Annotated in this window: 11 protein-coding genes; all 11 read left to right on the top strand. The window is 70.7% G+C overall.

Annotated elements, in window-relative coordinates:
- Positions 1-295: 295 nt before the first annotated feature.
- The 11 genes from IF11_RS0106445 (at position 296) to IF11_RS0106395 (ending at position 15,165) form a co-directional block, all read left to right on the top strand.
- On the top strand, positions 296-1,798 hold the full coding sequence (locus IF11_RS0106445; RefSeq protein WP_030350459.1) for a sugar ABC transporter ATP-binding protein: 1,503 nt from the start codon (positions 296-298) through the stop codon (positions 1,796-1,798).
- Positions 1,795-2,871 (top strand): ABC transporter permease, encoded by a 1,077-nt coding sequence (locus IF11_RS0106440; protein ID WP_030350458.1) that lies wholly within the window; start codon positions 1,795-1,797, stop codon positions 2,869-2,871. The genes IF11_RS0106445 and IF11_RS0106440 overlap by 4 nt, the downstream gene beginning before the upstream one ends.
- 57 nt (positions 2,872-2,928) lie before the next feature.
- Positions 2,929-3,966, top strand: coding sequence for a substrate-binding domain-containing protein (locus tag IF11_RS0106435; RefSeq protein WP_030350457.1), 1,038 nt, complete (start codon positions 2,929-2,931; stop codon positions 3,964-3,966).
- A 50-nt stretch (positions 3,967-4,016) separates the two neighbouring features.
- A complete protein-coding gene (locus tag IF11_RS0106430; protein WP_030350456.1) occupies positions 4,017-5,228 on the top strand; it encodes a Gfo/Idh/MocA family protein in 1,212 nt (403 codons plus the stop codon).
- A gap of 26 nt (positions 5,229-5,254) precedes the next feature.
- A complete protein-coding gene (locus IF11_RS0106425) occupies positions 5,255-6,259 on the top strand; it encodes a sugar phosphate isomerase/epimerase family protein (RefSeq protein WP_030350455.1) in 1,005 nt (334 codons plus the stop codon).
- A gap of 366 nt (positions 6,260-6,625) precedes the next feature.
- The gene (locus IF11_RS0106420; RefSeq protein ID WP_030350454.1) at positions 6,626-10,306 is read left to right on the top strand and encodes a ThuA domain-containing protein; all 3,681 of its coding nucleotides are present in this window, start codon (positions 6,626-6,628) and stop codon (positions 10,304-10,306) included.
- A 123-nt stretch (positions 10,307-10,429) separates the two neighbouring features.
- Entirely contained in the window at positions 10,430-11,581 is a 1,152-nt protein-coding gene (locus tag IF11_RS0106415) for an inositol-3-phosphate synthase (RefSeq protein ID WP_037727121.1), read from the top strand.
- Positions 11,578-12,879, top strand: a complete 1,302-nt coding sequence (locus IF11_RS0106410; protein WP_425315185.1) for a UbiA family prenyltransferase — start codon at positions 11,578-11,580, stop codon at positions 12,877-12,879. The genes IF11_RS0106415 and IF11_RS0106410 overlap by 4 nt, the downstream gene beginning before the upstream one ends.
- Complete coding sequence (locus tag IF11_RS0106405) at positions 12,876-13,718, top strand: sugar phosphate isomerase/epimerase family protein (RefSeq protein WP_030350451.1); 843 nt, start codon at positions 12,876-12,878, stop codon at positions 13,716-13,718. Before IF11_RS0106410 ends, IF11_RS0106405 begins: the two co-directional genes overlap by 4 nt.
- Positions 13,718-14,317, top strand: a complete 600-nt coding sequence (locus IF11_RS0106400; RefSeq protein WP_030350450.1) for an EboA domain-containing protein — start codon at positions 13,718-13,720, stop codon at positions 14,315-14,317. The genes IF11_RS0106405 and IF11_RS0106400 overlap by 1 nt, the downstream gene beginning before the upstream one ends.
- Positions 14,317-15,165 (top strand): TatD family hydrolase, encoded by an 849-nt coding sequence (locus tag IF11_RS0106395; RefSeq protein WP_030350449.1) that lies wholly within the window; start codon positions 14,317-14,319, stop codon positions 15,163-15,165. Before IF11_RS0106400 ends, IF11_RS0106395 begins: the two co-directional genes overlap by 1 nt.
- Positions 15,166-15,169: the final 4 nt, after the last annotated feature.

Genomic DNA, 15,169 nt, shown 5'->3' with positions numbered 1-15,169 from the left:
AGCGCACCACCGGACACCAACGCGACACCACCGCTCCATCCGCGACAACAGCACACCGTCACACCGCATATCGCACGAGCCGCACCACCCTTCACCACCGCAGTAGGTACGAGCCGCACCACCCGTCACCACAGCAGTACGCACGAGCCGCGTCAGCCGCACGAGCCGTATCCGTACCACGTACCAGCGCCGCTCCGCCGCACCTGGTTCCGCCCTGCCCGCTCTACGGCCGCATCCGCCGAGGGGATACGCCATGGCACCCACACCCGCACCACCGGAAAAACTACTGCTCACCATGTCCGGCATCACCAAGCTGTTCCCCGGTGTCCGCGCCCTCGACGGTGTGGACCTGGAGGTCGAGGCAGGCGAGGTCCACTGCCTGCTCGGCCAGAACGGCGCCGGCAAGTCCACCCTCATCAAGGTGCTCGCCGGGGCACACCAGCCCGATGGCGGTGTGATCACCTGGCGCGGCGAGGCCGTCACACTGAAATCGCCCATCGCCGCCATGCGGCTCGGCATCGCGACCATCTACCAGGAACTCGACCTGGTCGAGGGGCTGACGGTCGCCGAGAACATCTTCCTCGGGCACGAGCCCACCACCGCCGGCTTCGTGGTCAGGGGCCGCGAGGCGAGGACCCGCGCGACCGCGCTGCTGAAGCGGCTCGGCCACCCCGAGATCCAGGCGCACCGGCCCGTCGGCTCGCTCTCCGCCGCCCAGCAGCAGATCGTGTCGATGGCCCGCGCCCTCTCGCACGACGTACGGCTCATCGTGATGGACGAGCCGTCCGCGGCCCTCGACCCCGACGAGGTCGACAACCTCTTCCGAATCGTCTCCACCCTCACCGCCGACGGCGTGGCCGTCATCTATATCTCCCACCGGCTGGAGGAGATCCGGCGCATCGGCGACCGGGTCACCGTCATCAAGGACGGCCGGACCGTGGCCGTCGCCCTGCCCGCGAAGGAGACGCCGACCCGCGAGGTCGTCGCGCTGATGACCGGCCGGAACGTCGAGTACGTCTTCCCCGAGCGCCCCGCGCCCGTCACGGCGGGCGCGGGGCGCCCCGAGCCCGTACTGAAGGTCGAAGGGCTGGCCAGGGAAGGGGAGTTCGCCCCCGTCGACCTCGAACTGCGGCCCGGCGAGATCGTCGGACTCGCGGGGCTCGTCGGCTCGGGCCGCTCCGAGATCCTGGAGACGATCTACGGGGCGCGCAAGGCCACCGCGGGCCGGGTGCTCGTCGACGGCACCCCGCTGCGGCCCGGCAGCGTACGCGCCGCCGTCCGCGCGGGGCTCGGCCTCGCCCCCGAGGAGCGCAAGGCCCAGGGCCTGCTGATGCTCGAATCCGTCACGCGCAATGTGTCGGTGTCATCGCTGTCCCGCTTCTCCCGGGGCGGCTGGCTCGACCACGGGGCGGAGCGGACCGCGGCCAGGGAGGCCACCAGGGAACTCTCCCTGCGCCCCGACAACCCGGACGCCCGTATTCGTACCCTCTCCGGCGGCAACCAGCAGAAGGCGGTCCTCGCCCGCTGGCTGCTGCGCGGCTGCCGGGTGCTGCTGCTCGACGAGCCGACGCGCGGAGTCGACGTCGGTGCTCGCGCCGAGCTGTACGCCGTGATCCGCCGGCTGGCCGACGAAGGCCTCGCCGTTCTGCTCGTCTCCAGCGAGGTCCCTGAAGTCCTGGGCCTCGCCGACCGGGTGCTGGTGCTCCGCGAGGGCCAGGTCGTCCACCGGGCGCCCGCCCAGGAGCTCGACGAGCACCGTGTACTCGACCTTGTGATGGAAGGGAGCCCGACGTCATGAAACAGCCTGCCTCCGAGGCGCAGCAGGGCGGGCCCGACGCGGCGGCCACGCCCGAGCCGCCCACGCCGCCCGCCACGACCCACGCGTCCGCCAAGTCCACGGAGGAGAAGGGCGGTTGGCGCGCCCTCGGGCTGCGTCTCGATGTCCGTAACCTCTCCCTGCTCGGGGTGCTCGCCGCACTGATCATCGTCGGCGGTATCACCAAGCCCGATCAGTTCCTGGACACCAACAACCTCCAACTGGTGCTCACCCAGGCGTCCGTCATCGGTGTCGTCACCGTCGGTATGACGTTCGTGATCACCAGCGGCGGGATCGATCTGTCGGTCGGCGCGATCGTGGCGCTGGCGTCGGTCTGGGCGACCACACTGGCCACCCAGGAATACGGGTTCGCCGGCATCCTCTTCACCGCGGTGATCGTGGGTCTGGCCTGCGGACTGGTCAACGGACTGCTGATCGCCTACGGGGGGATGGTGCCGTTCATCGCCACCCTCGCGATGCTCGCCTCCGCCCGTGGTCTGGCCCTCCAGATCACCGACGGCAAGACCCAGATCGTCACCGTCAACTCGGTGCTCGACCTCGGGGTCCGTGACTCGTACATCCTGGGCATCCCGCCGCTCGTGCTGGTCTTCGCGGCCGTCACGGTCATCGGCTGGCTGATCCTCAACCGTACGACCTTCGGCCGGCGCACCGTCGCCGTCGGCGGCAACGCGGAAGCCGCGCGGCTCGCCGGTATCGACGTACGCAGGCAGCGGCTCTACCTGTATCTGCTCTCCGGACTCTGCTGCGGTATCGCGGCGTTCCTGCTGATCATCCTGGCCGGCTCGGGACAGAACACCAACGGGAATCTGTACGAGCTGGACGCCATCGCCGCGGCGATCATCGGCGGCACCCTCCTCAGCGGTGGCCGCGGCACGATCGTCGGCTCCGTACTCGGTGTTCTGGTCTTCACCACGATCACCAACATCTTCGCCCTCAACAACCTGCAGAGCGACGTCCAGCAGATCGCCAAGGGCGCGATCATCGTCGCCGCCGTACTGGTCCAGCGCCGCACCGTGCGCAACGGCGAGTCCTGACTTCCGGTCTCGCACCCGCTTCCTGTCGTACCGCCCTACCTGAAGGGTTGAACCGTCATGCCAGAAACCAGCCGCAGAGGAATGCTCTTCGGCACCGCCGCCATCGGCGCGGGTGCTTTCCTCACCGCCTGCACCAGCAACGAGCCGGCGAAGAAGGAGCCCGCGGCCAACGAACAGCCCGCCTCCGCCGACAAGCCGGGCAAGCCCGTCACCATCGGCTTCGCCGGCCCCCAGGCCGACCACGGCTGGCTCAACGCCATCAACGAGAACGCCAAGTCGCGGGCGGAGACCTACTCCGATGTGACGCTGGACATCACCGAGGGCTCCAACGACACCGCTGCCCAGATCGGCCAGGTCGAGACCCTCATCAACAAGAAGGTCGACGTCCTGGTGATCCTGCCGGCCGACGGCAAGGCGCTCACCCAGGTCGGGCTGAAGGCCATGCGCGCCGGGATCCCGGTCATCAACCTGGACCGGATCTTCGCCTCCCCGCAGGCGTACCGCTGCTGGATCGGCGGCGACAACTACGGCATGGGCCTCAACGCCGGCAACTACATCGGCGAGAAGCTCAAGGACAAGCCCGACGCGAAGGTCATCGAGCTGTCCGGGCCCGACAGCCTGGAGCTGACCCAGCAGCGCACCAAGGGCTTCGACGACGCCCTCAAGAACTACCCGAACATCAAGAAGGTCGCGCGCCAGGCCGCCGACTTCACCGTCGAGTCCGGCCAGGCCAAGATGGCCCAGCTGCTCCAGGCGCAGTCCAGCTTCGACGCCCTCTGGAACCACGACGACGACCAGGGCGTGGGCGCCCTGCGCGCCATCGACCAGGCGGGCCGGGACGGCTTCCTGATGGTCGGCGGGGCCGGTGCCAAGGCCGCGATGGACGCGATCAAGGCGGACAACGGGGTGCTCAAGGCCACCGTTCTCTACCCGCCGATCATGGCCGCGTCCGCCATCGACCTGGCCCGAGCACTCGGACAGAGCAAGGGCGTCAGCGGTCTGTCCGGGCTGGAGATCCCGGCGCAGGTCACGCTCTTCTCGGCGGTGGTCGACAAGACGAACATCGACGACTACCTGCCTCAGGGCTTCAGCTGACCGGTCCTGCCACGGCCGCCCCCACCAGCGAGAGACGAGGAGTACTCCGTATGACCCCCAGGGAAGCGTCGGAGAAAGAAGCCGGTGCACCACCGACACTCGGCATCGGCATGGTCGGATACGCGTTCATGGGCGCCGCGCACTCACAGGGGTGGCGCACGGCGGGGCACGTGTTCGATCTGCCGATGCGCCCCGTGCTCGCCGCGATCTGCGGCCGTGACGCGGACGCGGTCCGCGCGGCGGCGGACAGACACGGCTGGGCCGCGGCGGAGACCGACTGGCGGCGGCTCATCGCGCGCGACGACGTGCAGGTGGTGGATATCTGCACCCCCGGGGACAGCCACGCGGAGATCGCCATCGCCGCGCTGGAGGCGGGCAAACACGTCCTGTGCGAGAAGCCACTCGCCAACTCGGTGGCCGAGGCCGAGGCCATGGTCAGGGCCGCGGCCGACGCCAGGTCACGCGGTCAGCTGGCCATGGTCGGCTTCAACTACCGCAGGGTGCCCGCCATCTCGTACGCGAGGAAGCTGATCGCGGAGGGCAGGCTCGGCACCCTGCGGCACGTCCGGGTCACCTATCTCCAGGACTGGCTGGCCGATCCGGCGGCCCCGCTCACCTGGCGGCTCAAGCGCGAGCACGCGGGGTCCGGGGCGCTCGGCGACCTGGGAGCGCACATCGTCGACCTGGCGCAGTTCCTGACGGGGGAGCGGCTGGTCGGCGTCTCGGCGCTCGCGGAGACCTTCGTCAAGGAACGGCCCGTACTGAGCGGGGCGAGCGCCGGCCTTTCGGGGACGGCGGGCACCGAGACGGGCCCGGTGACCGTGGACGACGCGGCGCTGTTCACCGGACGGCTCGCCTCGGGCGCGCTGGCCTCCTTCGAGGCCACCCGGATGGCCTCGGGGCGCAAGAACGCGCTCCATCTGGAGATCAACGGCGAGCGCGGCTCGCTCGCCTTCGATCTGGAGCGCCTCAACGAGCTGTCGTTCCACGACCACACCGAGCCCGCACCCTCCTCCGGCTTCCGCCGGATCCTGGTCACGGAGCCGGAGCATCCCTATCTGGAGGCGTGGTGGCCGCCCGGCCACGCGCTCGGCTACGAGCACACCTTCGTCCACCAGGCCCGCGATCTGGTCGAGGCGGTCGCCGCCGGGACCGATCCGGTGCCGTCCTTCGCGGACGGGCTCCAGGTGCAGCGGGTGCTCGCCGCGGTGGAGGACAGCGCGGCGAAGAACGCCGTGTACACGCCCGTGCCGCAGCCTTAGGTCATCACATCGAGGAGGAGGTCCGAATGCCACGTCCGTTCACGCTGTTCACCGGCCAGTGGGCCGATCTGCCCCTGGAGGAGGTGTGCCGGCTCGCCCGTGACTTCGGTTACGACGGGCTGGAACTCGCCTGCTGGGGAGATCACTTCGAAGTCGACAAAGCACTCGCGGATCCGGGTTATCTGGACGGCCGCCACCAGCTGCTCGACAAGTACGGTCTCAAGTGCTGGGCCATCTCCAACCACTTGGTGAGCCAGGCCGTCTGCGACAGCATCATCGACGAACGCCACCAGGGCATCCTGCCGTCCCGGATCTTCGGCGACGGCGATCCCGAGGGCGTCAGGCAGCGCGCCGCCGCCGAGATCAAGGACACCGCGCGGGCCGCGGCGGCCTTCGGGGTCAATACGGTCATCGGCTTCACCGGCTCGTCCATCTGGCATCTGCTGGCGATGTTCCCGCCGGTGCCGCCCGGCATGATCGAGCGGGGGTACGAGGACTTCGCGGAGCGCTGGAACCCGATCCTCGACGTCTTCGACGCCGAGGGCGTGCGCTACGCCCACGAGGTGCACCCCGGCGAGATCGCGTACGACTACTGGACCACGCACCAGGCGCTGGAGGCGGTCGGCCACCGGGCCGCGTTCGGGCTGAACTTCGACCCGAGCCACTTCGTCTGGCAGGACCTGGACCCGGTCAACTTCCTCTATGACTTCCGGGACCGGATCTACCACGTGGACTGCAAGGAGGCCCGTAAGCGCCTCGACGGCCGCAACGGCCGGCTCGGCTCGCATCTGCCCTGGGGCGACCCGCGGCGCGGCTGGGACTTCGTCTCGGCGGGCCACGGCGATGTCCCGTGGGAGGACGTCTTCCGGATGCTGCGGTCGATCCAGTACGAGGGCCCCATCTCGGTCGAGTGGGAGGACGCGGGCATGGACCGGCTGGCCGGCGCCCCCGAGGCCCTCGCGGACCTGAAGCGCTTCGACTTCGACCCGCCGACCGCGTCCTTCGACGCGGCTTTCGGGGGCGGCGAGTAGCAGCCTCTTCCCGGATCGGGCTCCGGGGAGAAGGCGGACAGCCCGGTGGCGGAAAGCGCCGCCGGGCGGTCCGGCCTGCCCGGAAAGGGCTTTGTCCTGAGGGAGGAAAAAGGCAACTTCTCCTCTGCGCAAGGTCTTTCGGTCCCGGACGAACACAGCTACGGTCCACTGAGATGTACAGGACATAGGTACACGGCATAAGTACAGGACACAGGTGGTCTCCGGTGTGACGGCGCACGTCGGGGACAGAGCCACCTCCCCCCGGGGATCCGGTGCAGGACGAGCACCGCCCCCGGGAGGCGAGAGCGCTCCTCCGCGCTCCCTTGGCAACCCGCACGTACGAACAGCCCATTGTGGAGGACTTTCGTGCACAGAAAACGCCCCAGAGCCAGAACCTTCCTCGCACTCCTGACGGGCGCTCTGCTCGCAGGGTCGAGCCTCAGCGCCGTACCCGCCGCCGCGCACCCGGACGAGCCGGCCGCGGAGGAGAGCTTCCAGCAGGTGACCCTCGCGAAGGGCGCCGACGCGGTCGGCGAGCCCATGTCGCTCGCCGTGCTGCCCGACCGGCGGGTGCTGCACACCTCGCGTGACGGCACGCTGCGCATCACCGACGCCGGCGGCGACACCATGGTCTCCGGCACGCTGGATGTCTACAGCCATGACGAGGAGGGTCTCCAGGGCGTCGGGGTCGACCCCGACTTCGCCGAGAACCGGGCCATCTACCTCTTCTACGCGCCCAAGCTGGACACCCCGGCGGGCGACGCCCCGGAGAACGGCACGGCGGCCGACTTCGCCCCGTTCGACGGATACAACCGCCTCTCCCGGTTCACCCTGAACGAGGACGGCACGCTCGACAAGGCGAGCGAGAAGAAGGTCCTCGACGTCACCACCTCCCGCGGCACCTGCTGCCATGTGGGCGGCGACATCGCCTTCGACGCGGACGGCAACCTGTATCTGTCGACCGGCGACGACACCAACCCGTTCTCCTCCGACGGCTACACGCCGATCGACGAGCGGCCCGACCGCAACCCGGCGTTCGACGCCCAGCGTTCCTCCGGCAACACCAATGACCTGCGCGGCAAGGTGCTGCGTATCAAGGTCGCCGAGGACGGCTCTTACACCATCCCCGAGGGCAACCTCTTCGCCCCGGGAACCGAGAAGACCCGGCCCGAGATCTACGCCATGGGGTTCCGCAACCCCTTCCGTATCTCCGTCGACAAGAAGACGGGCATCGTCTACGTCGGTGACTACGGCCCCGACGCCGGCGCCGCGTCCCCGACCCGCGGTCCGGCCGGCCAGGTGGAGTTCGCCCGGGTCACCGAGGCGGGCAACTTCGGATGGCCGTACTGCACGGGTGACAACGACCCGTTCATCGACTACGACTTCGCCACCAAGGCGTCCGGCGCGGCCTTCGACTGCGACGCGCCCAAGAACACCTCGCCGCACAACACGGGTCTGACGGACCTGCCGCCGGCCCAGCCGGCCTGGATCCCGTACGACGGCGGCAGCCTGCCCGAGTTCGGCAGCGGCTCCGAGTCCCCGATGGCGGGACCGGTCTACCGCTACGACGCCGCGCTCGACTCCCCGGTCAAGTTCCCCGAGGCGTACGACGGGGACTTCTTCGCCGGTGAGTTCGGCCGCAAGTGGATCAAGCGGATCGAGCAGGGCGAGGACGGCACCGTCAGCAAGATCAACCCGTTCCCGTGGACCGGTACCCAGCCCATGGACATGGAGTTCGGCCCCGACGGCGCGCTCTATGTGCTCGACTACGGTCTGTCCTGGTTCGGCGGTGACGAGCACTCCGCGCTCTACCGGATCGAGAACTCCACCGGCGGCAAGTCACCGATCGCCGAGGCCGCCGCGACCAAGACGTCCGGCAAGTCCCCGCTGAAGGTCACCTTCTCCTCCGCGGGCACCCAGGACCCCGACGGCGACGCCCTCACCTACGCGTGGGACTTCGGCGACGGCGGCACCTCGACCGAGGCCAACCCCTCGTACACGTACAAGAAGAACGGCACCTACACCGCGCGGCTCACCGTCACCGACCCGACCGAGCGCACCGCGACCGCGTCCGTACGGATCGTCGTCGGCAACACCGCGCCCAAGGTGACGCTCGAACTCCCCAACGACGGGCACCTCTTCAACTTCGGGGACACCATCCCCTTCAAGGTGAAGGTCACCGACCCGGAGGACGGGACGATCGACTGCTCCAAGGTCGTCGTCCGCTACATCCTCGGCCACGACAGCCACGGCCACCCAATCACCTCGGCCAACGGCTGTGAGGGCACCATCACCGCGCCCGCCGACACCGAGCACGACCCCAACGCCAATATCTTCGGTGTGATCGACGCCGAGTACACCGACGGCGGAGGCGGCGGCCAGGCGGCGCTCACCACGCACGACCAGGCGCAGCTCCAGCCGCGCCACCGGCAGGCCGAGCACTTCAACAACTCCTCCGGCATCAAGATCTACGACAAGGCGCCCGCCAACGGCGGCAAGACCGTCGGCGACATCGACAACGGCGACTGGATCTCCTTCAAGCCCTACAACCTGACCGGATCCAAGACGCTCACCGCCCGGATCTCCTCCGGGGGCGCCGGCGGATTCCTTGAGGTACGGACCGGCTCGGCCAACGGCAACCTGCTCGGCTCCGCGCCGATCCCGGTCACCGGCGGCTGGGAGACCTTCCAGGACATCGACGTACCGCTGCGTTCCGTACCGAAGCAGACCACCGAACTGTTCCTGGTCTTCAAGGGCGGCGCCGGCGCGCTGTTCGACCTGGACGACTTCCAGCTCTCCACGGCCGTGCCCGGCAAGACCGAGAAGCGGGTGCTGGTCTTCTCCAAGACCGGCGGCTTCCGCCACGACTCGATCCCCGCGGGCATCGCCGCGCTCAAGGAGCTCGGCAAGACCACCGGGATCACCGTCGACGCCACCGAGACGGCCGGCCAGTTCACCACCAACAACCTGGCCCGGTACGACGCGGTGGTCTTCCTCTCCACCACCGGTGACGTCCTCAACGCCGACCAGCAGAAGGCGTTCGAGAACTATGTCGCCACCGGCGGCGGCTACATGGGCGTGCACGCCGCGGCCGACACCGAGTACGACTGGGCCTTCTACGGCGGTCTGGTGGGGGCCTACTTCGACTCCCACCCGCAGATCCAGCCGGCCACCGTACGCGTCGAGGACCACGACCACCCGTCGACCGCCCACCTGGACGACGAGTGGCAGCGCACCGACGAGTGGTACAACTACCGCACCAACCCCCGGGATCAGGCCCGCGTCCTCGCCACCCTGGACGAGACCACCTACCAGGGCGGCAACATGAAGGGCGACCACCCGATCGCCTGGTGCCAGACGTACGAGGGCGGCCGCTCCTTCTACACCGGCGGCGGCCACACCAAGGAGTCGTACGCGGACGACGCCTTCCGGCAGCACCTGCTCGGCGGACTGCGGTACGCGGCCGGCCAGGTGAAGGCGGACTGCAAGCCGAAGACCGGCTACCGGGATCTCTTCAACGGCAAGACGCTGGAGGGCTGGAAGCAGGCCGGACCGGGCAAGTTCAACGTCGTGGACGGAGAACTGCGCACCGAGGGCGGCATGGGTCTGCTGTGGTACCAGGCCAAGGAGCTGAAGTCCTACTCCCTGAAGCTGGACTGGAAGATGGACGGGGACGACAACTCCGGTGTCTTCGTGGGCTTCCCGGCCTCCGACGACCCGTGGTCCGCGGTCAACAAGGGGTACGAGATACAGATCGACGCCACCGACTCGGCCGACCGCACCACCGGCGCCGTCTACGGCTTCAAGTCGGCCGACATCAAGGCCAGGGACCAGGTTCTGCGGCCCCCGGGCCAGTGGAACAACTACGAGATCAAGGTCCAGGGTGAGCGTCTGCAGATCTTCCTCAACGGCGTGAAGATCAACGACTTCACCAACACCGACCCGGAGCGCAGTCTCAAGAACGGCTACATCGGCCTCCAGAACCACGGGGCCGACGACCAGGTGTCCTTCCGGGACATCCAGCTCAAGGAGCTGCCCGCCGCCTAGAGACCTCTCGTAGCCAGAGGCCTCTGGGACGGGGCGGCCCGTCAGCCGGCGGCGGGCGGGGAGGCGCCGTACCCCCCGCCCGCCGTCCACCAACCACCACACCACCGGCAGGGAGGCAGCCCCGTGACGACGACCAGTCCCGCGACGACGACCCGTACGGAATCGACTGCAGTACGCACCGGAGTCTGGTTCGTCGGAGCGCGCGGCTCCGTCGCCACGACGGCCGTCGCTGGATGCGCGGCGGTCACCGCCGGGCTCCATCCCGCGACGGGCATGGTCACCGAGACCCCGCCCTTCGCGGACACGGGCCTCCCCGCACTCTCCACGCTCGTCTTCGGCGGACACGACACGGCGAGCTGCCCGCTGCCCAAACGCGCCGAGGCGCTGACCGCGGCGGGCGTGCTGCCGCACGGACTGCCCACCGCGATCCACGCCGAACTGGCCGCCGCCGACCAGGAGATACGGGCCGGCGGCCCCCAGCCGGGCGACACCAGGAGCGACGAGGAACTCATCGACTCCTTCGCCGACGACCTCAGGGACTTCGCGCGCCGCACCGGCGTCGCCCGCACCGTCGTCGTCAATCTCTCCTCCACCGAACCCCAGCCCGCACCGGACGACCCACGGCTCCCCGCCAGCTCGCTCTACGCGGCGGCCGCGATCCGGGCCGGCTGCTCGTACGTCAACTTCACGCCCTCCACCGGGCTGCGCACCGAAGCCCTCACGGCGGCCGCCGAGGCCGGCGGACTTCCCCACGCCGGCCGCGACGGCAAGACAGGCCAGACGCTGCTCCGTTCCGTGCTCGCCCCCATGTTCGTCCAGCGCGCCCTGACCGTACGGGCCTGGTCGGGCACGAACCTGCTGGGCGGCGGGGACGGAGCGGCGCTGGCCGACCCGGCCGCCGCGGCGGCCAAGAACGCGGGCAAGGAACGCGTACTGGCCGACACGCTCGGCACGGCCCCCGAGGGCGAGGTCCATATCGACGACGTCCCGGCGCTCGGCGACTGGAAGACCGCCTGGGACCACATCGCCTTCGACGGCTTCCTCGGCTCGCGGATGATCCTCCAGACCATCTGGCAGGGGTGCGACTCGGCGCTCGCCGCGCCGCTCGTCCTCGACCTCGTCCGGCTGGTGGCCCGTGCGCACGAGGCCGGGCTGAGCGGGCCCCTGCCCGGACTCGGCTTCTACTTCAAGGATCCGGACGGCGGCCCCGCCGCGCTCGCCGAACAGTTCGAAGCGCTGCTCGCCTTCGCCGAGCGGCTGAAGGAGACCAGGTGAGCCTGCGCGGACGGATGCGGGCCTGGGCCGAACTGCTCCGCGTCTCGGCCCTGTTCACGGTCCCCGGCGACGCGCTGGCCGGGGCCGCGGCCCTCGGCGTACGTCCCAACCGCTCCACCGCGCTCGCCGTGGGCGCCTCGCTCTGCCTGTACGAGGCGGGCATGGCGCTCAACGACTGGGCGGACCGCGAGGAGGACGCGATCGACCGCCCGCACCGCCCCATCCCGTCGGGCCGCGTCTCCCCACCGGCTGCCCTCGCGGCGGCGGGCGTCCTGACGGCCGCGGGCCTCGCCCTCGCGGCCCGCGCGGGCCGTCCGGCCCTGGCGGTGGGCACGGCCCTGGCGGCCACCGTCTGGTCGTACGACCTGCACCTGAAGCACACGGCGGCGGGCCCGGCGGCGATGGGCGCGGCCAGGGCGCTGGACCTGCTGCTGGGCGCGACGGCGACTGCGGGCGGGGGCGGCGGTGCCGCCGGGCCCAAGCCGGCCGGCACGGGCGTCCGTTCACTGACCGCGGGCGCGGGTGATCGCGCCTCGTCGGCGCCGGACGCGCCGAGCCGTGCGGCCCGGGGGCTTGGCGGCGGTGTCGCCGCGTCCGGGACGTCGCGTACCGCCGGGCGGCCGAAGCCCCATGCCGGCGGTGTCACGGGGCGCACGTCTCCCGGTACGGGCGGTCGTGCGGTGGTGCCGGGCCGGGGGCCCGCGTACACCCCGTCGTCGGTGGCACCTCGTGGTACCGCCGGGCGTAGCGCGCCCAAGTCGCCACGTACAGGCGGCCGTTCGCTGACCGGCGGCGCGGGCCCCGGAGCCATGCGCGCCACCGGCCCCTGGGACAGCCTCCGTACCGCGCTGCCCTCGGCCACACTCCTCGGCGCGCATACCGTCGCCGTCACCACCGTCTCGCGCCGCGAGGCGCAGGGCGGTTCGACGGCCGCGCCGCTCGCCGCGCTCGTTGCCACCGGCGTGCTGGGCGCCGCGGCCGGGGGCGTGTCGCGCGGCGGTTGGGGCGACGCCCCGCGTCGTGCCACCGACGCGGGCCGGCGGACAGACCCCGCCTCCGCCGGCCTCGCCGGGGCGCTCGCCCTCGTCTACGCCGGGACCGCAGGGCGGCCCCTGCTGCACGCCGCCCTCAATCCGTCGCCGCCGCTCACCCAGCGCGCCGTCGGCGGCGGCATCCGGGCGATGATCCCGCTCCAGGCCGCGCTGGCCGCGCGCGGCGGGGCCGCCGGGGTCGCGCTCGGTGTCATGGGGCTCGTACCGCTGGCCCGCACGTTCGCACGGAAAGTGAGCCCCACATGAGTCTGCGTTTCGGTTACGGCACCAACGGGCTCACCGATCTGCGCCTCGACGACGCTCTCGGGCTGCTCGCCGATCTCGGCTACGACGGCGTCGGGCTGACCCTCGACCATATGCATCTCGACCCCATGGCCGCCGATCTCACCGCCCGTACCCAGCGGGTCGCCCGGCGGCTGGCGGAGCTGGGCCTCGGGGTCACCGTCGAGACCGGCGCACGTTACGTACTCGACCCGCGCCGCAAGCACGGCCCCACGCTGCTCGACCCGGACCCCGAGGACCGGGCAGCCCGAACTCGCCTGCTGGTCAAGGCCGTTCAGGTCGCCGCCGACCTCGGCGCGCACGCCGTCCACTGCTTCAGCGGCATCGTCCCGGGACCCACGGACACCGACACCGCGTGGAAGCGGCTCGAAGAGGCGATGGGCCCGGTCCTCGACGCGGCGGAGGCCGCCGACATCCCCCTCGCCGTCGAGCCCGAACCCGGCCATCTCGTCTCCGACATCGCCGGATTCCACCGGCTCAGACATCTGCTCGGCGACCCGGATCAGCTCGGGCTCACCCTCGACATCGGCCACTGCCAGTGCCTGGAACCCGCGTCGCCCGCCGACTGCGTCCGGGACGCCGCGCCCTGGCTGCGGCATGTGCAGATCGAGGACATGCGGCGCGGTGTTCATGAGCATCTCCCGTTCGGGGAGGGCGAGATCGACTTCCCGCCCGTGCTCGCCGCGCTGGCCGCGACCGGGTACGAGGGCCTGACCGTCGTGGAGTTGCCCCGCCACTCCCACGCCGGGCCCGAACTGGCCCGTACCTCCCTCGGCTTCCTCCGCGCCCAGGGGGTGTCCTGATGACCCCGACCCGCGAGGAACTGCTCCTCAGGCTCGACGCGCCCGCCCGATCCTGGCTCGGCGACGCCCTCGCCGAAGCCACCGCCGCCCATGACGACGACAACGTTGCCGCTTCCCCCTGGGAGTTGCGCTTCGCCGCCGCCGGCCGGCACTGCGGCCAGGAGCACGCCGACGCCGTACGTACCCTCCTGCTCCAGGAAGCCGGGGCCGGACTCGCCACCCTGACCCGGCTCTACCAGCGGGGCAGCGCCGCCGAGCGGCGCGCCGTCCTGCTCGCCCTGCCCCACCGCGTCACGGGACCCGGCGCGCTGCCGCTGGTCGAGGACGCCCTGCGGACCAATGACACCCGGCTGGTCGCCGCCGCCGTCGGTCCGTACGCCGCCGCCCATCTCGACCCCCACGCCTGGCGGCATGCCGTCCTCAAGTGCCTCTTCACCGGGGTGCCGGTCGACGCCGTCGACGGCCTGGAGAGGCGTGCCCACGGAGACACCGAACTGGCCAGGATGCTCGCCGACTTCGCGGCAGAGCGCACCGCCGCCGGCCGTCCCGTACCCGCCGACCTGCACCGTGCGTTGACCTTGACCGGCGAGGAGTCCTGATGCGCATCTTCGACCCCCACATCCATATGACCTCCCGCACCACGGACGACTACCGGGCGATGTACGACTCCGGCGTCCGCGCCCTGGTCGAGCCGTCCTTCTGGCTCGGCCAGCCCCGCACCTCACCCGAGAGCTTCTTCGACTACTTCGACGCGCTCCTCGGCTGGGAGCCCTTCCGCGCCGCCCAGTACGGCATCGCCCACCACTGCACACTCGCCCTCAACCCCAAGGAGGCGAACGACCCGCGCTGCACCCCCGTCCTGGACGAACTGCCGCGCTATCTGGTCAAGGACGGTGTCGTCGCCGTCGGCGAGATCGGTTACGACTCGATGACCCCGGCCGAGGACACCGCCCTGGCCGCGCAGCTGCAACTCGCCGCCGACCACGGGCTGCCCGCACTCGTCCACACGCCGCACCGCGACAAGCTGTCGGGGCTGCGCCGCACCATCGACGTCGTACGGGAGTCCGCGCTCGCCCCCGACCGGGTGCTGCTCGACCATCTCAACGAGACGACCGTCAAGGACGCGGCAGAGAGCGGCAGTTGGCTCGGCTTCTCGATCTATCCGGACACCAAGATGGACGAGGACCGGATGGTCGCCGTCCTCAAGGAGCACGGCACGGAGAAGGTGCTCGTCAACTCGGCGGCGGACTGGGGCAACAGCGACCCGCTCAAGACCCGCAAGGTCGGCGACGCGATGCTCGCCGCCGGGTTCGGCGCGGACGACGTCGATCAGGTCCTGTGGCGCAACCCCGTCGCCTTCTACGGGCTCAGCGGCCGGCTCCAGCTGGACGTCCCCGAGCCCGAGGCACTGCACGAGGGCAACTCCATTCTGCGCGGAGGGGAGTGAGTCC

The organism is Streptomyces scopuliridis RB72 (assembly GCF_000718095.1).
Classification (GTDB): domain Bacteria; phylum Actinomycetota; class Actinomycetes; order Streptomycetales; family Streptomycetaceae; genus Streptomyces; species Streptomyces scopuliridis.
The sequence above is the reverse complement of the archived record's forward strand: the minus strand, read 5'-3'. Positions and strand labels throughout refer to the sequence as shown.